An 18,512-nucleotide genomic window follows, 5' to 3' on the forward strand; every position below is an offset into this window, starting at 1 on the left:
CTACGCCAAGGGCGGTTATGCCTGGCGCGACAGCAACAACATCACTGCGTCGGTCGGCGGCGTGCCGGCGTCCTTCACCACCGATGGCGGCCACAAGGACGGCTATACGGTCGGCGCGGGCCTCGAATACATGTTCGCCCCCAATTGGTCGGCGAAGGCCGAGTACCAGTACTACAATTTCGGCAAGACCAACTTCACCAGCGGCCCGGCCGACCTCGTCGGGACGAGCTTCCGGAACGACGAGCACACCGTCAAGCTCGGGGTCAACTACCGCTTCGGCTGGGGTGGCCCGGTCGGCTCCCGCTACTGATCGCGGCTTCATCGCATCAATCGAAAGGCCGGCCTTCGGGTCGGCCTTTTTGTTGGCCGGCCGCTCGCCCCCCAATGACGACGGATGCGGTGACCCGTGGCCCGGATGGAGCGCAGCGCAATCCGGGGCCGCCGATCCGACGAACGAAGTCCCGGGATTTCGCTCCGCTCCATCCGGGTTACGACCCCACATTCACCTGATGTTCAGGCCTGATCGTGCAATGCAAAAAATAATTCCTGCATTGCACGGAACTTTCATCGTGCTGCGCTATTATGCGATCGCCGGGCTGGTGGACAAACGAACATGCGTAGTTTTGCGTTAGGGCTGATCCTCTCTGCGGTCTCCGTGCCGTGCCTTGCCCAGACCATCCTCAAATCCGAACCCCTGGCGCTCGCGCCCTATGAGGTTGTCTTCGTGCAGGACGCGTCCTGCTCGGCTGGCAAGGTGCTCAAGGTGACCGGCGCGATCCGGGGTCTGCATCGGCGGAAGATTTGCGTTTCGCTCGCCGCCGAACAGGCCTCGCTGGCGACGGCAATGCCGTAGGCGCGGGGCGACCGCACCCATTGCATCCCCGGCCCGCCGCTGCGCGCCGGCCAGCCCACCGTCTGATTAGTTCAACCGCGGCTCCAGACGCGCTTCGCGATCGGCATCGGCCTTGTTCTTGGCCGGATCCTCGTTCGGCTCTAGCTGACAGGGCCGGATTTCGTAGTCGTTATCCAGCACCGGGCGCGGCGCGGACTTCTCCTCCCCGGAGATGGCATCCACCACCAGGCCGGATTTCCTGGCCAGCGTCCAGACATCCGCCTCGGTCGGATAGGCCTTGCTCAGCTTGGCGTCCTGATAAAACAGCGCGTACGGCATTCGTCGTTCCCCAAACAACCGACAACGCCAGCCCCCGTTTTGGGTTTCAGGCAATATCGCCGTTCCGGTCACGGAACCGTGAGCGAGCATCCGCGGCAAGCATCTGAAAATATGAGTCAATTCGACCCTTTCGCGGAAGGGTTTTGAGTCCTTAACGGGTGGTAAACCCCCGAAAAAAGAATCCCCGGGACTCTCCGGGTAGAATCGCCGGATGCTCCGGCCCATGAGAGCGATCCACCAGTCCCCTTACGAACGCGTGCAACTCCCGCTTGCGGTTGCGCTGCTCGCGGCCTGCGCCGCCAACGTGGCGCTGGTCTGGTCCTGGCTTTAGATATCCTGGCTTTAGATCTCCCGGCTCTCGCCAAAATTCGTATGTGGCGGCCACGCGAAAACGCCGGAGCCACGCGCCGCCGCTGGCGATTGACGGCTACCCCATTCCTTCCATCATTGCCGGCAGAACAAGCGTCCGCTGCGCCGTGCGCGGACGGGCCGCGATCGGGGAGCTGATATGATCGACACGCTGAAGGAACGGGTCAACGGCGACGCCGGCCTGGTGCGGCGCGGCCGTTACCTCACCACGACATTCCTGCTCGAGATCGGCGCGGCCGCCTGGCTGATCGCGATCCATGAGGGCCGGATCGTCGCGGTGACGAAGGGCCCGTTCGTGATGCCCTCGTCGTCGTTCGCGCTGCGCACCTCGCAGGCGGAGTGGGAACGGTTCTGCGAAAAGCGGCCGCCGCCGGGCTCGAACGACCTGATGGCACTGATCAAGCGCCGCGTGCTGAAGGCCGAGGGCGAGCTGCAGATCTTCATGGCGAACCTGCGCTACTTCAAGGAGGCGCTCGGCAAGCTGCGCCGCGAGGGAGTGGCCGCATGAGCGCCAGATTCGAACCGATCATCGGCCGCTACATGCATCTGGAGCTGTTCGGCCGGGCCCACCGCGTCTATGTCGAGGAGGCGGGCGAGGGCACGCCGCTGCTCTGCCTGCACACCGCGGGCGCCGACGGGCGGCAATATCGCGGCCTGATGAACGATGCGCGCGTCACGCGCAACCATCGCGTCATCGCCTTCGACATGCCCTGGCACGGCAAGTCGTCGCCGCCGCAGGGCTGGCACGACGAGGAGTACCAGCTCACCTCCGCGCAATACACGACCATGATCCTGACGGTGATGGACGCGCTCGACCTCGACAGGCCGATCGTGATCGGCTGCTCGATCGGCGGCCGGATCGCGCTGCATCTCGCGCTCGAGCATCCCGAACGTTTCCGCGCCATCATCGGCCTGCAGGCGGGCGCGCATGTCGATCCCTATTACGACCTGAACTTCCTGCACCGGCCGGACGTGCATGGCGGCGAGGTCGCCTCCGCCATCGTCTCGGGCCTCGTCGGCCCTGACGCGCCCGACAAGGAGCGGTGGGAGACGCTGTGGCATTACATGCAGAGCGGGCCCGGCGTGTTCAAGGGCGACCTCTATTTCTACAAGGTCGACGGCGACATCCGCGCCCGCGTCGCCGAGATCGACACCAGACGTTGCCCGCTGTTTCTGTTGTCGGGCGAGTACGACTATTCCTGCACGCCGGAAGAGACGCTGGCGGTGGCGAACAGCATTGCCGGAGCCGAGGCCACCATCATGAAGGGCCTCGGCCATTTCCCGATGAGCGAGAATCCGGGCGAGTTTCTCACCCACCTGCTGCCGGTGCTGGAGAAGATCGGCGGCCGCTAGCGCACGCCCCGGGTTGCTTTGGTCCTCGACCTCGGGCGGCGCGGTATGACAGACTGCGCATCCGCACGATTGGGCGTGAACCGGTTGCGCAGGAGGTCCCCATGCTTCCGAAGGCTGAAGCGGCCTATTTCGCGATTGCCGACATCTCCGGCTATACCAATTTCCTCGCGGCGGTCGAGCTCGACCATGCGCAGGACATCATCGCCGATTTCATGGATACGGTGGTGAAAGCGCTGCGCCCGCCATTCCGCCTCGCCAAGTTCGAAGGCGACGCCGCGTTCGTCTACACCACCGCCGAAAAGATCGACGGCTCGCTGCTGCAGGACGCGATCGAGGGCGCCTATTTCAAGTTCCGCCGGCGCCTGCGCAACGTGCGCCAGGCCTCGACTTGCGAGTGTCAGGCCTGCGTCGCGATGGGCGATCTCGATTTCAAGTTCGTGGTCCATCATGGCGAGATGGTGAAGCAGAAGATGGGCGGGAGAGAGGAGCTCGCCGGGCGCGACGTCATTCTGGTCCACCGGCTGCTCAAGAACACGGTTGGTGAGAAGGTTGGCGGACGCGCCTACGCGCTCTACAGCGACGCGGCCATCCGCGCGATGGGCGTCGATCCGGTCGCGCAGGGTTTCATCGCCCATCGGGAAACCATCGACGTCATCGGCGACGTGACGCTGTGGGCGCGCGATCTCGAAGCGGCGTGGCGGCAGGAAGACGCGCAAACCCGGATGCAGGTGACGCGCGACGATGCCTACATCATGCTGGAATTCGACATCGCCGCGCCGCGGCAGACGGTTTGGGAGTTTTTCACCGTGCCCGGGCAATGGCAGAAATGGTGGGACGCCGACACCATCGTCGAGGATTCCGGCAGGGGACGACGCGGTCCCGGCACCAGGAACCACTGTATGCACGGCAACCATACTGTCGTTGAGGAGATGCTCGATTGGCGCCCGACCGATTATTTCACGGTGGGCATCACGCTTCCGATTCCCGGCGCGCCGCGGATCGTGATGACTCGCGCCGTTCTGGACGGTCCAAACGGAATGACGCATCTGGAGCTGCGGGTCGCCAAACCTAAGCCAAAGGATCGAGAGTTCGTCGACGGCGCCGCGGTGAAATACGCCGAACGCATGACCAAGGCGATCGCCGGCTTGCGATCCATGCTGGAAGGAAAGCAGCCTGCGCTCGATGCAGTGGAGGAGCCGGCGTTGACGCGATCGAGCGGGCGCTTCCTGACCGAGCCGGTGAAATCGGGCGCGCGCAGCTGATGCCCAACGCACGGTCCGGGGTCTAATGGGGCTGCGTTACTTGCCCGAGCGCGGTAGCTCGTTGATCGCGGCGCGGACCTTGGCCATGGTCGTGGTGCAATATTCCTCGCGCTCCTTCAGGAAGCGCTGCTGCTGTGCGCGGAAATTGGCAACCCGCTCCCGCACCTCGGATCCGAAGTCGCCGCTGATGTCGAGCCTGGCAAAGTGCGGCAGCTGCGCCGGTTGAGGCGGGACTTCGACGGCCGTCACCGCCAAAGGCGACGGAGCGGGGGGCAGGCCCTCGATCACGGTCGGCACCGGAAGCGGAGGCGGCACGACCGCAGCCCGCACCTCGGCCGCAGGCTTGACGCTGAACGTGGCGATTGCCTCGGCCAGGGCCTGTTCAGCGGCGATCGGCAACGCGGCGGGGGCAGGTGTAGCGGCAGGCGCCGTGGCGGTCGGCTTTGCGGCAGGCGGCACCGCCGTCTGCGGGGCAGACACCAGCGGCTCGGCGTCGGGCAGCTTGCCCTTCACCGACTGTACGAAAGCCATTGTCTGCGCGATCAGGAGATCGCGTTCTTTCATCCACTTCATGGCGCACCCTGAGCGCGCGGATTCCAGCAAAGCAACCGCGCGGAATCAAGCGCTCGCCATCATGATGGTTGACGAAGACGCCTGTTTGGTGGGCGCGGTGACATAATTGTGACACGCCCCGCGGGCGTGGACGGTCAGCGTTGACGGGGATTGGTGTTCGGGACGAACGGGGTACCGACGATCCGGACCGGGGTCTGGGCCCGTCCCTGATCCGATGCCGCCGCGCGATTCGCGGCCGGCCGAGGCGCGGCATTCGCCGGCGCGGGCGCCGGATCAAGCAGGGCGACGAGGCCGGCAGCGACCATGCCGAGCAGCGTGAACGTGCCCAGAAGCAGCAAATTGCGGTCGGATTCGCGGACCCTCATGCGAGGAAAATCGCGTGAGAAGGCATCATGTTCCAAACAAATCCTCAGGCGTTGTCGAGCGGATTTGGCCTCACCTTGAGAACGAGCGTCAGGAGAGGACGAACCGGTGAGCCGGCCGGAACGGGGCGGGGTTCAGCCTAATGGGCCGCCATCGCGGCGGGCATCTGTTCGGCGCTGCGCGCCTCGATCAGGTCGGCGTAGCGGCCATATTCCTCGGCCATTTCGAGCAGCTTCTCGCGCACCGCGGCGTCGGTCACCTGCCTGGCCAGCCGTCGCGCCTGATCGGATTGGAAGCGGTAATGTGCTGTGTCGGACATGGTGGCGGCTCCTCACATATCTGTAAGGGCCACCCGGCAAAGGTTCATCAAGGCGTCATTGCAGCGTCGGTGGACGATCCGCCGGGGGAGCCGACGTGACGGGCGCCGTCTTGTCCTCGCGGACCTCGACTTCGAACCAGCCCATCTCCTTCAGCTCGCGCGCCTTCTTCTCGGCCGCGTCTTCGCTGTCGCGCTTCAGCACGATTTGGCTGGTGCCATCTCGGGCAAGGATCAAATAGGTCATTGGCTGAGTCCCACCCCGCATTCTGCATACCCTGTTTGGGGCCGCAAGAACAGAAGCAAGGCGAGGGATGGGTGATCCTACGGGAAGGATCCCACGATTCCTGCCACGGGAGTGTCGCAACGGCCTTCCGTACCGGCCCTGCGGCGCGGCATCGGTCCGGACGGGCGAGCTGTCTCAGCGCGTCACCACCACGTCGACGTGGCGGTTCCTGTCGTCCCGCCGATGTGCCCTAGCGTTGCGTGCAGACGAAGCGGGTGCCGTTCTTCGTCGTGCCGGTGGCCCGGCTGCCCTTCTTGGCGACAGGATAGTTGTTGCCGTTCGGGAAACCGGTGAGATGGATGTAGGCGCTATCGCCGCCATCATACGACCCGAGATCAGACCCGCGGCGGAGCAGGTCCAGCCTGCGGCGCTTGCCGGGATGCAGCCGCTGGCAAGCAAGGCGAGGGCGCGTCCGATTTTCGCGTCACCCTCAAGGCTCATCGATAGCCCGCGCTGAAGTTATGGTCGCGGATGCCGATCGCCTTGGCCTGTGCTGCGGACACCCGATCCCGACACTGAATGTACCTCAGGACCTGCGCGTCGGTGCCCGCGGAGTGAGCGCGCCACATATCGAGATTGAAGCCGTTCTTGGCCATGCAGGCCTGGGAGTGAGGGCTGTCATTGCGCTCCCTGGCGCTCGCCGGAGCGACGGCCAGCGTGGACAGGACAATCGCGGTGCAGAAAACAATCTTCATTTTGAAATTCCCGAAGGTGAAAGTGCGGGAACAATAGCCAGCGGGAACAAAATCACAAGTAGTCGTCGCGAGAGGACTCAACGTTCTCGCTAGGGCTTCATGCAAGACATTGCGAGCGCAGAGGTCGTTGCATGGCTATCGGTGAACGCGATCGACGATGTGGCACGCCCGACACCCGGAATACTACGGCTCACTCCGTACATTGTGGGCAATCAAGCGAAGCGCTTTGATTGAATCGCGACGACGTGTTCGAATCGCAGCCGGGAAAGACGCGCGGCGCAAAGCCGCGCATATCTGAATGGAGGACGCGATGCCCAGGCACTTCGGTTTGAAGGCAGCATCGGCCGCAGGACGGTCGGCGTTCACGGGGTCATCAAGGGATTTGCAGCAGCGGACTGCTTCGGCGTCGGCATCGAAGAAGCATGCTCTGGACAGCTCTGCAGCGTCGAAGCACGCTTCCCCATGCTCGGAACTGCCGTATTCGCCTGCGAGTTGGAGGGGCTGCCGCGGTCGACGGTCGATCTCGGCAGACTGAAGCTGTGTCGCGGCGGCAAGGATGGCGGAAATCCAAGCCAATTGGTGCCGGCTGAGGGGATTGAACCCCCGACCTTCAGTTTACAAAACTGCTGCTCTACCGCTGAGCTAAGCCGGCGAATTGGCAATGATTTGCGCGCTCGCATAGCAGACTTGGCGCGCCAGAGCCAGAACCAAGGCTTGAACCGAGCAGGCGAGAAGCGATCGCGTCCCCGTGTCGGCCCGACAGCAAAAAGGCGGCCCGCACGCCTTCTGCGCCGTCGGCCTAATCAGCTGAGCTACTGGCAGGGATGCCGGCGGCCGTCGCTGCCGCGGAACCGGGTGCCGGGGGTGCAGACAAAGCCATTCTGCCGCGCGTATTCGGCGCCGCCGATCGGGGCGCGGGCATAGTCGGGGCCGCCAAACGGGGCGGTGGCGACCGCAGCCGCCGTGCCGACCGCGCCGCCGGCCACGCGGGCCGCGGCGTCGACGGGCGCGAACGGGCCGGGATCATAGCGGTTGTAGCTGCCCTGCCAGCCTTGGTCCCGCCGATCGATGCGCTGGTGATAGGCGGTGCGGGTGGTGCCCGGTGCCATCGCCTGGCATGGGGCGTCCGGCCAGGCATTCGAGCAGCGCGCGGCGGTGCCGATCGTCTGTTGCGCCATCGCCGGGCCCGCCAGTGCCGAGGCGAGCAGGGCTGCCACGCCGAGGATCTTGAATTGTGTCATGCGAGATCTCCTCTCGTCGTCGTCGAGAGCTAATCTCGCGGTGCCGTGCCTGTTCCAGCGCGGCCTTGCCCCGTGTTCAAAGCAGTGTGAAGTTCTGCAGGTTCGTGCGCATGATGCGTTCCGGAGCATGCTGCCTTTGACGAGAATTGCGTGTACAGCGGTGAACGGACTGATGTCGGTGCCGACGCGGGGGATTGATGTTCGGAATCTTGAGTCTTGGCTTTCTGCTCGGCATGCAGCATGCGCTGGAGCCGGATCATATCGCGGCGGTATCGAGCATCGCGGCCCGCCGCACCCATGTCGGTGACATCGTCAAGCACGGGCTGACCTGGGGGCTTGGCCACACGCTTACTTTGTTCGTCTTTGCCGGCGCCGCGATCCTGCTCGGGCGCGCGATTCCCGAGACGGTATCGCAGCCGATCGAGACCGCGGTCGGTATCATGCTGGTCGGCCTCGGTGTGCATGTGTGGTGGCGGCTGTGGCGTGACCGCGTGCACTTCCACACCCATTCGCATGGCGACGGCACCACGCACTTCCACGCCCACAGCCATGCCGGTGAAGCCGTGGCGCTTGCGTCCACCGTGGCGCGTGCGTCCACCATGGCGCGTGCGTCCACCGTGCCGCACGTCCGCGCCGCGCACAGCCATGCGCACGGCTTCCGCTGGCGCACGCTCCTGGTCGGCCTGATGCACGGCATGGCCGGCTCGGCGGCGCTCCTGGTGCTGACGGTGTCGCAGGCCCCAAGTCCGGTGATCGGGCTCGGCTATGTCGCGCTGTTCGGCATCGGCTCGATGATCGGCATGGGCGTGCTGTCCAGCGTGATCGCGGTGCCGCTCGCAGCCTCGGCGCGCTGGCTGACCTGGGCCAATCGCGGCCTGCAAGTGGCGGTCGGCGCGGTCACGATCGCGATCGGCGTCCACTCGATCGTCGAGAACGCCTTCACCTGACGGGGAGGCGGCTCTTTGTTTGAGCATGATCTTTTCGGAAGTCCGCTTCGCACTTTTCCGGCTCATGCTCCCGGGCGCCCGTTAACGATTTCTGATTCCGCACGGCCGCATTGACCGGATGCCGATGCTTACGCGTTAGGCTTACCGGCAGTTTGGCCGGCGTCCTTAACCCTTCCGCCAAGCCGTTGGATTAGGTTGTGGTGGAACAATTCGGGACGCTGGGTGAACATGCGCGCAAGTCTTGCGCTGGCGATATTGGCTGCGATGAGCTCGACGGCGCTGGCCGGCGGCGGCTTCGACATTGTCGTGCCGGTGCGGCCCGGCGTGCCGATCATCATTAACGGCGTCGACGCCTCCTACGCCGTGGTCGAAAGCGCGATGGGGCTCGCCCGCAACGAGTCGATGGTGCCGACCGTTTATGGCGGCCGCCCGATCGATCCCCAGCCGAATGTCGGCCACTATTATCCGAGCCTCGGCCGCATGCCGGGTTACGGCCGTCTCGAGATCGAGCCGCCGGCCAACCGCCGCCTGCCCAAGCCGGCCGAGAGCTATCATCAATCGTGGGGCGCGGAATCGGCTCCGCTGCCGGCACAGTCCAACGTGCCGGTCGATCCGCCGCCGGTGATCTACGCGCCCGAGTTCAACGGGCCGCGGCCGTTGCCGGGCCCGTTCCCGCGGCCACCGCGACCTCGACGATTCTAAAGTCAACTGCCCGAAATCAAGAGCCCCTCGAACGGGGATCCTGAATAGCCATCAAGAGCTACGCGACGAACAGAGAGACCTACAGGAGAGAGTAATGCGTCAAATGATCAAAGGACTGATTGCGGCGGTGGCCGTCATGGTGGCCGCGCCCGCAATGGCGTGCGGCTTCAACCCTTGCGGCTATTCCGCGCCCGTCGTGAATTACGGCTGCGGTGGTTGCGGCGGTGGCTACTATGGCGGTTACGGCTACGGCGCAGTCGAACGTCTGCCCGACCCGGATGCCGCTTATCCCGGCGCGGCGCAGCAGTACTATTACGTCAACCAGGGACCGACCTACACCGGTCCGGGCAACTGGGCACCGCGTCCGTACTACCGCGAAGGCTACGGCCGCCCGTATTACGGCTATCGCCACTATGGCTACCGTCGCTACGGCTACCGCCAGCACTACGGCTATCGTTCGCACTACGGCTATCGCTACGGCCGCTACGGCCACCCGGTGCTGCGCCGCTACTACTGATCCGATCGTCAGTTCGAGACATCAACGCCCGTTCGCGCCACGCGAGCGGGCGTTTGTCGTTCACATCAGCCCGAGCCGGCTGGCGCCGATATAGAGCGCGAGCACACAGGCGTTCGAGACGTTGAGGCTCTTGATCTCGCCGGGCATGTCGAGGCGGGCGACGACGCGGCAGGTCTCGCGCGTCAATTGCCGCAAGCCCTTGCCTTCGGCGCCGAGCACCAGCGCGAGCGGCGCTTGCAGCGCGGCCTTGCCCAGATCCTCGGTACCCTCGCTGTCGAGGCCGACGGTCTGGAAGCCGCGCTCGTTCAACTCGTTCAGCGCGCGCGCCAGGTTCTGCACGGTGACAACAGGCACCAGCTCGAGCGCTCCGGAGGCGGACTTCGCCAGCACGCCGGTCGCCTCCGGGCTGTGGCGGGCGGTGGTGACGATCGCCTTCACCGCGAACGCCGCGGCCGAGCGGAGGATGGCGCCGACATTGTGCGGATCGGTGATCTGGTCGAGCACCAGCACGATGCCCTCCAGCGCCAGCGTGTCGATGCCGGGCGAGGGCAGGGGATCGGCCTCTGCCAGGAGGCCCTGATGCACCGCATCGGGGGTGAGGCGCCGGTCGATCTCGCTGGGCCGGACGATCTCGGGGGCGACGCGGGTCGCGATGTTTTCGTCGGCGAGGCGCTTCGCCGCGTTCTCGGTGAGGTAAAGCTTGCGGATATGGCGGTCGGGGTTGGCGAGCGCGGCCGACACCGTGTGCCAGCCATACAGAATCACCGGCCCGTCGGAACCGGATTCGCGTTCCCGCCGGGCCGGCGGGCGGCCGAATTTCGGCCCTTTTTGGAAGGGTTTGCCGCCCTTGCCTCGGAAATTGGGTTTGCGGTCGCGATCGCTCATGTGAGGCTTGTGTCACGGCTCCCGAATATTGGCAATTTTACACAGCGTTTTCGAGCGAAGTGGGGTCCGGTTCGCGTGAGGAAAACGCGACAAAACAAGAATCTAGCCGCAACACTCACTACTTTGGAACAGAGATCGCCAGAGCCTGCAAAAGTATCCCAAATAGACGGCCGGCTTGGTTGACTTTGGGGACCGCCTTCCCCCATAAACGCGCCCGACCGCGCACCCGCTTCGGGTCGGCCGGTTATCAGCGTCATTTCGATGACCGGTCCGCCGCCACTCGCGCGGCCGGTCTGATGCTGTTGGACGGGGGAGTGTCCCGAGTGGCAAAGGGAGCTGACTGTAAATCAGCCGCCTCATGGCTTCGCAGGTTCGAGTCCTGCCTCCCCCACCACGCTTCGCCCTGACGGGCTATGCGTGGCGGAGCCGCGCCGGGGCCCGTCAGGGCGAAGCGTGTCCGGCGTAGCTTGAGCGACAGCGAAAGCGTAGACGGACTGACATCCGCGACCCACGGCTCGGCGAGCCCGGAAAACTCCATCGTAGCGAAGCGAGCCAAGGCGGCCCACAGCCCGCTCATCCATTCGACGCCTGCGTCTTCACCCTATCCGCGCAAACATCTCCAGCCGCCGCCGGCGTTCCATTGCTCGGCCCGCGAGCGCAATGGTAGATTGCGCCATTTCATGATTGAGCCGTTTCAGACGACATGAAGAGAATTTTGCACTGGGACGCTTCTGCAGGAGACGACCCGGCGCTGATGGTTGCCTGCGCGGTCTTGCTCGGCGTCTCGATCCTGGTTTCGATACCGGCATTTTTCGGTGGTGCCGGCCAGGCCGGAATCGATTTTTCGTGTTTCTGGGGCGCGGGCACGATGGCGCTCGAAGGCCATGCGGCGGCGGCCTACGATTGGGAGCTGCTGCATCAGCAACTTGTTCTCCGGCTGCAATCCCTCAATCACGCTCCATATCCTTACGATCAGGTACCGGTTCCGTTCTTTTATCCGCCGGTGTTTTTCCTGGTTGTGGCGCCGCTGGCGCTGCTGCCGTTTCCGATCGCGTTCTGGGTCTGGAGCGCGGCAAAGCTGTCTTGCTGGCTGCTCGTCGTTCATGCCATCCGGCCACGCTCCGGCGCGCTGCTGCTGGCACTCGCTGCTCCGCCCGTATTCTACGATTTCATCTCCGGCCAAAGCGCGCTGCTCGCCGCATCGTTGCTCGGCGGCATCCTGTTGACATTGGACAGGCGTCCGCTTCTCAGTGGAATCCTGATCGCGCTGCTCATCTTCAAACCTCAATATGGCGTGCTGCTTCCCTTCGTGTTGATCGCCACCGGGCGTTGGCGCATCGTTATCACCGCCGCTTTGGTGATTCCGGTCCTCCTGCTGCTCGCCGGGCTGATCTTCGGTTGGGATACCTTCGATGGATTCCGCGCGGCCGCCACCTTCGCCACGACGCAATTCCACCTCAGTGGCGCGCTGCCATGGTACAAACTGCAGAGCATCTATGGGCTCTTGAGAGACGCCGGCCTTGGCTATGGTTTGGCGATGGCGTTCCACGTCGCCATCGCATCGGTGGTTGCGATTGGGGTGCTGATCCTGTGGCGCGGCCATGTCAGCTTCGCCGTAAAGGCCGCAAGCCTGCTGGCGGCGACGCCGCTGATTTCTCCTTACTTCGCGATCTACGATATGCCGGTCCTGGTGGTCGCGCTGGTGTTTCTCATGAACGCCGGCGCGGGCCGCCTCGCGTCGCGTTCAAGTCGAAGCGCCTTCCGGAACGCTGTCAGCGTCGTCTTCGTATTGGGATACGCTTTCCCGTTCGTGCGCACGCCTCTCGGCCCCATGATGTGCGCAACCGTGATCGCGCTGATCTGGATGAGATACCGGCAAGAGGCCGGCGAGACGGCTACAGGCGAGGGGTTGCGAAAATCTGCGACCGTCGGCGGCTAAAGCATGATCCGGCGCGATGAGGATTCAACCCGATCTCATCGCGCTTTAGTGTGCTGATCGCGAACAGTCTACGGCGAAGATCATCACGATCAGCCGTCTTGGTGCGCCGGCGGCGTTGCCGTGCCGGGCACGGCCTCCGCGCCAGCCGGGCGCCCGGTGCCCGATGGATCGTCGCGCTTGAGCATCGAGGCCCAGGCGAAAAATGGATAGGCCAAAAGCGCCAGGTATCTCGTGGGCATCGGATGATCGACGCCGAATGCCGTCGGCTTCTGCCCTTCCGGAAGATAGAGGCTGCCGAACAGCACATCGTAGAACGAGAACAGCCCGGCGTAGTTCTTGTCCCTGGCTTCCCGCTCGCTGCTGTGGTGCCAGTGATGAAACTCCGGCGACACCAGGATGCGGCGTAGCGGGCCGTAGCCCAGGCGCACGTTGGCGTGCGCGAGCCAGGACTGCCAGTAGTAGATCGCAAGATAGGTCCCGATCGCCTCAGCGGAGAAACCGAGCGCGAACAGCGGAAACAGCGAACCAACCTTCATGAAGGTCACGTCAAGCGGGTGCTGGTGGATCGCGGCGAGCCAGTCCAGTTCCTCGACGGCGTGATGAACGGCATGGATGCGCCACATGGCGGGCACGACGTGCAGGATGCGGTGGGTCCAGTAGACGCCGAGGTCCCCGATCACGATCGCGATGGGCGCCTGAGCCCAATACGGGAGATCGCTGACCGCCTGCTTGACTGCCGAGGGCAGGATCGATTGATTGACCAGCGTCGCCACCGCGATGATCGCGATCACGCCGATGAACACCAGCCAGCCGTTGAGAAACAGGAAGGCCATATCGGTCAGCAGACCACGCCTGAAGATCTTCTGCTGCCTCGCTGCAAAAAGTTGCTCGAACGGCACGAAGATCAAGGGCGCCAGCAAAAGCTGGTATTGTTCCAATAACTCGCGCATTCAAATGGCCACGTGAAATGGCGACAGCCTACCACCCCGGTCCCCGATGGCGTCAATCGGAAACCAAACCCGAGTTGTGGGAGCGTTAATCAGCATCCCCGTGCCGCTACGGGGATCAGGGGTGTCCGGGAGCCGGGTTAGTCCGCATGCGCCAATCCACCCGCTCACTCCATCCTTGCGAACATCTCCACCAGCGTCTCGCGCAGCCAGCGTTGCCCGGGAACGGTGTCGTTGCGCTGGTGCCAGAACAGGCTGACGATGCGCGGCGGCGCCGGCAGCGGCACCGGCATGGCGTGCAGATGGGGCGCGTGGCGGGACTGCGCGCTGAGATCGCGCGGCAGCACGGCGATCAGGTCGGACTGGCGCACGATCTCGTAGGCGGCGTTGTAATGGTTGACGGTCGCGACCAGATTGCGCGACAGCCCGCGCGAGGCGAGAAACTGGTCGTAGGTCGGCAGCGTCTTGCCGGCGAGGCTGACGTCGACATGCTTGGCGGCAAGGAAGCTCCGGGTGTTGAGCCGCTTCTGCCTGGTCAGCGGATGGTCCCGCCGCATCATGCAGGCATATTCGACGGTCCACAGCGAGCGGGAGCGAATCACGGCCGGCGGCTGCTGCGCCTCGTTGACATAGACGCTCAGCACGCAATCGACCCGGTTGTCCTCGAGCCGGTCGCCGATCTCCAGGATGGTGTTGGGCACGGTGTGGATGCGCGCCGACGGCGCCACTTCACTGAAGCGGTTGAGTAGCCGCGGCATCACCAGCGAGGCAACGTAGTCGGACATCGACAGGATGAATTCGGCCTGGGTCTGTCGCGGATCGAAGGCATCCTCGTCGAGGGCGTGGCGGACATGTTCCAGGGCATCGCCGATCGGCTGCCACAGCGCCACGGCGCGTTGCGTCGGGCGGATCCCGCTCGCGGTGCGCACGAACAGGGGATCCCCGAGCGCGTCGCGCAGCCGCGCGAGCGCGTTGCTGACCGCGGGCTGCGTCATGGTCAGCGCGCTGGCGGCGCGCGTGACGCTGCCCTCGGTCATCAGCGCCTCGAAGACTTTCAGCAGGTTGAGGTCGAGCGTGCGGAAGGACACGAGCAATATTCACAAGGGTGATGTGCTAGATAACGATTATAAATTATTCGGATAATATTGGTTTGTCTATCATTCCCGCCTGACCCTGTGGCGCGTGCCGCCGCGGGGCGAGGGGGGACTTTCATGTCGATGATCTCGGCGCGCATCGAGCGCCTGCCGTTCGCGCGGTTCCATGTGCACCTGCTGCTGATGGGCGGCCTCGGCTATCTCTTCGACGCGATGGATGCCGCGGTGCTGGCATTCATCCTGCCGGTGCTGCGCACCGCCTGGGGGCTGACCAATGTCGAGACCGGCGTGCTCGGCAGCAGCACCTTCGTCGGCTATCTGTTCGGCGCGCTGCTCGCGGGGACGCTGGGCGACCTGATCGGCCGCCGCGCGGTGATGATGTCGGCGCTCGCGCTCTACAGCGCGGCCTCGCTGGTCAGCGCGGCGGTGGACAGCTGGCCGGCGTTCTTTGCCGCCCGCGTCGTCGCCGGCATGGGCACCGGCGCGGAGAGCGCGATCATCGCGCCGTACCTCGCGGAGTTCGTGGCGCGGCGTTACCGCGGCGCCTTCACCGGCGCGCTGGCGGGCTTTTTCTCGTTCGGCTTCGTCGCTGCTGCCTTGCTCGGCTATTTCATCGTGCCCGCCTACGAGAACGGCTGGCGCATCGTGCTGGTCATCACGGCCGTGCCTGTCGTGATGCTGCTGTGGTGGCGGAGATCGCTGCCGGAATCGCCGCGCTGGCTGGAGAGCCGGGGCAGGGCGAAGGAGGCCGAAGCGGTGCTCGACAGGATCGAGGCCGGCTTCGCGCGCGAGGGCCGCGCGCTGCCGCCTGCGGTCGCCGAGCCGGCCGCGCCAGTCGCCTCGTCGGGAACGCTGTTGAGCAATTTTGCCGCGCTGCTGGCCGGCCGGCAGGCGCGGATCACCACCATGACCTGGATCATGTGGCTGTCGATCACCTTCAGCTACTATTCCTTCTTCGTCTGGATTCCCGGCCTCTTGGTGCAGAACGGCATGAGCATCACCAAGAGTTTCGGCTATTCGCTCGCGATGTATTGCGCGCAGGTGCCAGGCTATTTCACCGCCGCCTTTTTCAATGAGCGGATCGGACGGCAGGCGACGATCGCGACCTATATGCTGCTCGGCGGCGTCAGCGCGCTCGGGCTGGCCTTTGCCAAGAGCGATGCGGAGATCATGACGGCCGGCCTGCTGCTGTCGTTCTTCATGAACGGCACCTATGCCGGCGTCTATGCCTACACGGCCGAAGTGTTTCCGACATCGATCCGGACCACGGGGGCGGGGCTCGCATCCGCGATCGGCCGCATCGGCGCGATCGCAGCGCCGATCCTGGTCGGCTACCTCTATCCGAATTTCGGCTTTGCCGGCGTGTTCGGCGTCACCACGTCCGTCCTCCTGATTGGCGCGCTGACCGTCGTGCTGATGGGCGTGCCGACGCGCGGCCGGTCGCTGGAAGACATCGCAAGCGAAGCCGCGTGATCGCGGCGCTCAGGAGACCATCATGGCTACGACCCTCTTCAAGAACGCCGCGCTGCTCGATCCCCTGCGCTCCGATCTGCTCGAAGGCCACCACGTGCTGGTCGAGGATCGCCTGATCAAGGAGGTCTCGGACCGGCCGATCGAGACCTCGGCCGATCGCGTCATCGACCTCAAGGGCAAGACGCTGATGCCCGGCCTGATCGATCTGCACGTGCATGCGGTCGCGGTCGAGCTCGATCTGTCGCAGCAGGCCCGCATGGCCAACGTGCTGGTGACGCTACGCTCGACCATGCTGTTGCGCGCCATGCTGAAGCGCGGCTTCACCACCGTGCGCGATGCCGGCGGCGCCGGCTATGCGCTGAAGCAGGCGATCGACACCGGCCTGACCGACGGTCCGCGGCTGTTCGTCTCCGGCCGCGCGCTGAGCCAGACCGGTGGGCATGGCGACGGGCGCGCCCGCTCCGACTATCTGGCCGACCCGACCTGCTCCTGCTGCGTGCGGGTCGGTGCGATCGCGCGCGTCGTCGACGGCGTCGACGCGGTGCGCAAGGCGGTGCGCGAGGAGCTGCAGATGGGCGCCGACCAGATCAAGATCATGGCGTCCGGCGGCGTCGCGTCGCCCACCGATCCGATCGGCGCCTACGGCTATTCCGAGGACGAGATCCGCGCCATCGTCGCCGAGGCGAGGGCGCGGCACACCTATGTGCTGGCGCACGCCTACACCGCGGAGGCGATCGAGCGGGCGATCCGCTGCGGCGTGCGCACCATCGAGCACGGCAATCTGGTCGATCTGCCGACCGCGCGGCTGATGGCCGAGCAGGGCGCCTATGTGGTGCCGACGCTGGTCACCTATGAGGCGCTGGCCAATGAGGGCGCGAAATACGGCCTGCCGGCGGCGAGCGTCGCCAAGATCGCCGACGTGCGCGACGCCGGACTGCGCTCGCTCGCGATCTATCGCGAGGCCGGCGTCAAGATGGGGTACGGCTCCGACCTGCTCGGACCGTCGCAGCGCCTGCAGAGCGAGGAGTTCCGGATCCGCGCCGAATTGTTGGGCCCGCAGGCGGTGATCGCGAGCGCGACCGTTGTCGGCGCCGAGGTGCTCGGCATGGAAGGCAAGCTCGGCCGCATCGCGCCGGAGGCGTTCGCCGATCTACTGGTGGTCGAGGGCAACCCGCTGCGCGACGTGAGTTGTCTGCTCGGCCAGGGCGAGCACATCCCGCTGGTGATGAAGGCCGGCAAGGCCGAGGTCGATCGGTTGGGCGGGTAGGCTTGGTCACCTCGCCCCGCGTGCGGGGAGAGGCATAGGCCGCCTTCGGCGGCCGTTCTCAAGAACGCCGAAGCAGAGCTTCGGCTATGACGCATCGCTAGATGCGTTCCGGGTGAGGGGGAGTCTCCGCGGACGCAGCTATCACCGTATGTGCGAAGCGAGCCGCTCACCCCAACCCTCCAAGAGCAAGCTTCGCTGGTCTCGACCCCGTAAGAACGGGGCGAGGGAGCAAACTGCCGTCGCCTTACGACCCAATCTCATCGCGCCTTGACCTTCCGTCCTCACCACACCACGCGCAAACCGGCGGTGCCCTTGTAGCTGTGGTTGTCGCCGGCATCCTGCAGGCTGGCGCGGTAGGTAGCTTCGCCGAACACGGTGTAACGCCCGCCCGCCCAGCTGTAGCTGCCGCCGCCGCCGATCGAGCCCCAGAGCCGATCGTTGGCGCTGGCGAAGCCGGTGCCCGCAACATCGACGTTGGTGCCGTCGAGGAATTCGTAGTGCAGGTTGCCGATCGCGTAGAGGTCGGAGCGGGCGCCGTCGCTCCAGTTCTTCCGGTGATTGAGCGACAACCCGACGCGGCCGAGCAGGCTGTCGGCATTGCCGAGCGAGACCAGCGCGCCGAAGCGGTCGGTGAAGCCGTCGAAGTCGACCCTCGAATAGGCGAGCTGCGCCTGCGGCGTCAGCGAGAAACCGTTGCCGATCGTGAAGCGCTTGCCGCCCTCGACGCTGAACGCATAGCCGAGGCCTTCATTGCCGTGGGTCATGCTGCCGACGAGATCGGAGGTGAGATCGCCGCGATAGAACATGGTCTGCATCTGGCCGTCGATGTAGACGCCGTTGTCGCCATACCAGGTCGCGGTGGCGCCGACGCCGGTGCCCTCGGCGCGGATGCGGCCGTTGCCGAATAACGAATTCACGTAAGCCGTGGTCAGGCCGTATTGCAGCGTGAGGCCGACGATCAGGCGGCCGTAGGTGTTCTCGAGCGCGAGGCCGTCGAGCCCGGCCTGCGCCTTGAAGTCATCGCTGTTCATGCTCGAGCCCGTGGTGTTCGACGGCCGCAGGCTGGTTTGACCGCCCTCGATGCGGCCCCAGAACGCCGACTGCGTCCATGA

Annotated in this window: 22 protein-coding genes and 2 tRNA genes; 12 read left to right on the forward strand and 12 right to left on the reverse strand. The window is 65.2% G+C overall.

The window, feature by feature from the left end:
* Positions 1 to 310 (forward strand): outer membrane protein (locus tag AKL29_RS44885; RefSeq protein ID WP_244482055.1); only part of this gene is annotated, 310 nt, incomplete at its 5' end.
* 303 nt (positions 311 to 613) lie between these two features.
* A complete protein-coding gene (locus AKL29_RS15410) occupies positions 614 to 853 on the forward strand; it encodes a DUF6719 family protein (protein WP_028342644.1) in 240 nt (79 codons plus the stop codon).
* A gap of 66 nt (positions 854 to 919) precedes the next feature.
* On the opposite strand, the gene AKL29_RS15415 is transcribed toward AKL29_RS15410, so the two are convergent.
* Positions 920 to 1,171, reverse strand: a complete 252-nt coding sequence (locus tag AKL29_RS15415) for a hypothetical protein (RefSeq protein WP_028335364.1) — start codon at positions 1,169 to 1,171, stop codon at positions 920 to 922.
* Between the two features lie 508 nt (positions 1,172 to 1,679).
* Here AKL29_RS15415 and AKL29_RS15420 point away from each other — a divergent pair.
* The 3 genes from AKL29_RS15420 to AKL29_RS15430 all read left to right on the forward strand — a co-directional run bounded on the left by AKL29_RS15420 (position 1,680) and on the right by AKL29_RS15430 (position 4,155).
* Entirely contained in the window at positions 1,680 to 2,048 is a 369-nt protein-coding gene (locus tag AKL29_RS15420; protein ID WP_050384776.1) for a hypothetical protein, read from the forward strand.
* A complete protein-coding gene (locus AKL29_RS15425; RefSeq protein ID WP_050384777.1) occupies positions 2,045 to 2,893 on the forward strand; it encodes an alpha/beta fold hydrolase in 849 nt (282 codons plus the stop codon). The genes AKL29_RS15420 and AKL29_RS15425 overlap by 4 nt, the downstream gene beginning before the upstream one ends.
* A 101-nt stretch (positions 2,894 to 2,994) precedes the next feature.
* Positions 2,995 to 4,155, forward strand: coding sequence for a DUF2652 domain-containing protein (locus tag AKL29_RS15430; protein ID WP_050384778.1), 1,161 nt, complete (start codon positions 2,995 to 2,997; stop codon positions 4,153 to 4,155).
* A gap of 36 nt (positions 4,156 to 4,191) precedes the next feature.
* Here AKL29_RS15430 and AKL29_RS15435 read toward each other — a convergent pair whose 3' ends face one another.
* From AKL29_RS15435 to AKL29_RS15465, 7 genes are all read right to left on the reverse strand, one after another.
* Entirely contained in the window at positions 4,192 to 4,728 is a 537-nt protein-coding gene (locus tag AKL29_RS15435; protein ID WP_050384779.1) for a hypothetical protein, read from the reverse strand.
* A gap of 134 nt (positions 4,729 to 4,862) precedes the next feature.
* Complete coding sequence (locus AKL29_RS15440; protein WP_050384780.1) at positions 4,863 to 5,093, reverse strand: hypothetical protein; 231 nt, start codon at positions 5,091 to 5,093, stop codon at positions 4,863 to 4,865.
* A gap of 137 nt (positions 5,094 to 5,230) precedes the next feature.
* Positions 5,231 to 5,410, reverse strand: a complete 180-nt coding sequence (locus AKL29_RS15445; RefSeq protein ID WP_050384781.1) for a hypothetical protein — start codon at positions 5,408 to 5,410, stop codon at positions 5,231 to 5,233.
* 55 nt (positions 5,411 to 5,465) lie between these two features.
* Positions 5,466 to 5,654, reverse strand: coding sequence for a hypothetical protein (locus tag AKL29_RS15450; RefSeq protein WP_050384782.1), 189 nt, complete (start codon positions 5,652 to 5,654; stop codon positions 5,466 to 5,468).
* A 476-nt stretch (positions 5,655 to 6,130) separates the two neighbouring features.
* Complete coding sequence (locus tag AKL29_RS15455) at positions 6,131 to 6,388, reverse strand: hypothetical protein (RefSeq protein WP_028335372.1); 258 nt, start codon at positions 6,386 to 6,388, stop codon at positions 6,131 to 6,133.
* Positions 6,389 to 6,965: 577 nt separating this feature from the next.
* Positions 6,966 to 7,040: transfer RNA gene (locus AKL29_RS15460), tRNA-Thr, on the reverse strand.
* 160 nt (positions 7,041 to 7,200) lie between these two features.
* Positions 7,201 to 7,629 carry a hypothetical protein gene (locus tag AKL29_RS15465; protein ID WP_050384783.1) on the reverse strand — a complete coding sequence of 143 codons (429 nt, stop codon included), beginning with the start codon at positions 7,627 to 7,629 and terminating at the stop codon, positions 7,201 to 7,203.
* A gap of 197 nt (positions 7,630 to 7,826) precedes the next feature.
* Between AKL29_RS15465 and AKL29_RS15470 the strand changes: the two genes are divergently transcribed.
* The 3 genes from AKL29_RS15470 to AKL29_RS15480 all read left to right on the forward strand — a co-directional run bounded on the left by AKL29_RS15470 (position 7,827) and on the right by AKL29_RS15480 (position 9,795).
* Positions 7,827 to 8,576, forward strand: a complete 750-nt coding sequence (locus AKL29_RS15470) for a sulfite exporter TauE/SafE family protein (RefSeq protein ID WP_050384784.1) — start codon at positions 7,827 to 7,829, stop codon at positions 8,574 to 8,576.
* A 228-nt stretch (positions 8,577 to 8,804) separates the two neighbouring features.
* Positions 8,805 to 9,278 (forward strand): hypothetical protein, encoded by a 474-nt coding sequence (locus AKL29_RS15475; protein ID WP_028335375.1) that lies wholly within the window; start codon positions 8,805 to 8,807, stop codon positions 9,276 to 9,278.
* A 94-nt stretch (positions 9,279 to 9,372) separates the two neighbouring features.
* Positions 9,373 to 9,795, forward strand: coding sequence for a hypothetical protein (locus tag AKL29_RS15480; protein ID WP_028335376.1), 423 nt, complete (start codon positions 9,373 to 9,375; stop codon positions 9,793 to 9,795).
* 60 nt (positions 9,796 to 9,855) lie between these two features.
* Here the strand turns inward: AKL29_RS15480 and rlmB are convergent, their stop codons facing one another.
* Positions 9,856 to 10,680 carry a 23S rRNA (guanosine(2251)-2'-O)-methyltransferase RlmB gene (gene rlmB / locus AKL29_RS15485; RefSeq protein WP_028335377.1) on the reverse strand — a complete coding sequence of 275 codons (825 nt, stop codon included), beginning with the start codon at positions 10,678 to 10,680 and terminating at the stop codon, positions 9,856 to 9,858.
* 308 nt (positions 10,681 to 10,988) lie between these two features.
* Here rlmB and AKL29_RS15490 point away from each other — a divergent pair.
* Together AKL29_RS15490 and AKL29_RS15495 are read left to right on the forward strand one after the other, a co-directional pair.
* Positions 10,989 to 11,074, forward strand: a tRNA-Tyr gene (locus tag AKL29_RS15490).
* Between the two features lie 378 nt (positions 11,075 to 11,452).
* Positions 11,453 to 12,619, forward strand: coding sequence for a glycosyltransferase family 87 protein (locus AKL29_RS15495; RefSeq protein WP_244482056.1), 1,167 nt, complete (start codon positions 11,453 to 11,455; stop codon positions 12,617 to 12,619).
* Positions 12,620 to 12,708: 89 nt separating this feature from the next.
* Here AKL29_RS15495 and AKL29_RS15500 read toward each other — a convergent pair whose 3' ends face one another.
* Positions 12,709 to 13,569, reverse strand: a complete 861-nt coding sequence (locus tag AKL29_RS15500) for a sterol desaturase family protein (RefSeq protein WP_244482057.1) — start codon at positions 13,567 to 13,569, stop codon at positions 12,709 to 12,711.
* A 164-nt stretch (positions 13,570 to 13,733) separates the two neighbouring features.
* Complete coding sequence (locus AKL29_RS15505; RefSeq protein ID WP_050384787.1) at positions 13,734 to 14,660, reverse strand: LysR substrate-binding domain-containing protein; 927 nt, start codon at positions 14,658 to 14,660, stop codon at positions 13,734 to 13,736.
* Between the two features lie 117 nt (positions 14,661 to 14,777).
* On the opposite strand from AKL29_RS15505, the gene AKL29_RS15510 reads away from it, so the two are divergent.
* Both AKL29_RS15510 and AKL29_RS15515 read left to right on the forward strand, forming a co-directional pair.
* Positions 14,778 to 16,133, forward strand: a complete 1,356-nt coding sequence (locus AKL29_RS15510) for an MFS transporter (RefSeq protein ID WP_050384788.1) — start codon at positions 14,778 to 14,780, stop codon at positions 16,131 to 16,133.
* A gap of 22 nt (positions 16,134 to 16,155) precedes the next feature.
* A complete protein-coding gene (locus tag AKL29_RS15515; RefSeq protein ID WP_050384789.1) occupies positions 16,156 to 17,400 on the forward strand; it encodes a metal-dependent hydrolase family protein in 1,245 nt (414 codons plus the stop codon).
* Positions 17,401 to 17,681: 281 nt separating this feature from the next.
* On the opposite strand, the gene AKL29_RS43675 is transcribed toward AKL29_RS15515, so the two are convergent.
* A partial coding sequence (locus AKL29_RS43675; protein ID WP_193395216.1) for an autotransporter outer membrane beta-barrel domain-containing protein occupies positions 17,682 to 18,512 on the reverse strand: 831 nt, incomplete at its 5' end.

It is taken from the genome of Bradyrhizobium pachyrhizi (genome assembly GCF_001189245.1).
In the GTDB taxonomy this organism is placed as follows: Bacteria; Pseudomonadota; Alphaproteobacteria; order Rhizobiales; family Xanthobacteraceae; genus Bradyrhizobium; species Bradyrhizobium pachyrhizi.

Coding starts and splice junctions, on each gene's coding strand:
- AKL29_RS15410 (WP_028342644.1), top strand. CDS start 614: ATGCGTAGTTTTGCGTTAGGGCTGATCCTCTCTGCGGTCTCCGTGCCG.
- AKL29_RS15415 (WP_028335364.1), bottom strand. CDS start 1,171: ATGCCGTACGCGCTGTTTTATCAGGACGCCAAGCTGAGCAAGGCCTAT.
- AKL29_RS15420 (WP_050384776.1), top strand. CDS start 1,680: ATGATCGACACGCTGAAGGAACGGGTCAACGGCGACGCCGGCCTGGTG.
- AKL29_RS15425 (WP_050384777.1), top strand. CDS start 2,045: ATGAGCGCCAGATTCGAACCGATCATCGGCCGCTACATGCATCTGGAG.
- AKL29_RS15430 (WP_050384778.1), top strand. CDS start 2,995: ATGCTTCCGAAGGCTGAAGCGGCCTATTTCGCGATTGCCGACATCTCC.
- AKL29_RS15435 (WP_050384779.1), bottom strand. CDS start 4,728: ATGAAGTGGATGAAAGAACGCGATCTCCTGATCGCGCAGACAATGGCT.
- AKL29_RS15440 (WP_050384780.1), bottom strand. CDS start 5,093: ATGAGGGTCCGCGAATCCGACCGCAATTTGCTGCTTCTGGGCACGTTC.
- AKL29_RS15445 (WP_050384781.1), bottom strand. CDS start 5,410: ATGTCCGACACAGCACATTACCGCTTCCAATCCGATCAGGCGCGACGG.
- AKL29_RS15450 (WP_050384782.1), bottom strand. CDS start 5,654: ATGACCTATTTGATCCTTGCCCGAGATGGCACCAGCCAAATCGTGCTG.
- AKL29_RS15455 (WP_028335372.1), bottom strand. CDS start 6,388: ATGAAGATTGTTTTCTGCACCGCGATTGTCCTGTCCACGCTGGCCGTC.
- AKL29_RS15465 (WP_050384783.1), bottom strand. CDS start 7,629: ATGACACAATTCAAGATCCTCGGCGTGGCAGCCCTGCTCGCCTCGGCA.
- AKL29_RS15470 (WP_050384784.1), top strand. CDS start 7,827: ATGTTCGGAATCTTGAGTCTTGGCTTTCTGCTCGGCATGCAGCATGCG.
- AKL29_RS15475 (WP_028335375.1), top strand. CDS start 8,805: ATGCGCGCAAGTCTTGCGCTGGCGATATTGGCTGCGATGAGCTCGACG.
- AKL29_RS15480 (WP_028335376.1), top strand. CDS start 9,373: ATGCGTCAAATGATCAAAGGACTGATTGCGGCGGTGGCCGTCATGGTG.
- rlmB (WP_028335377.1), bottom strand. CDS start 10,680: ATGAGCGATCGCGACCGCAAACCCAATTTCCGAGGCAAGGGCGGCAAA.
- AKL29_RS15500 (WP_244482057.1), bottom strand. CDS start 13,569: ATGCGCGAGTTATTGGAACAATACCAGCTTTTGCTGGCGCCCTTGATC.
- AKL29_RS15510 (WP_050384788.1), top strand. CDS start 14,778: ATGTCGATGATCTCGGCGCGCATCGAGCGCCTGCCGTTCGCGCGGTTC.
- AKL29_RS15515 (WP_050384789.1), top strand. CDS start 16,156: ATGGCTACGACCCTCTTCAAGAACGCCGCGCTGCTCGATCCCCTGCGC.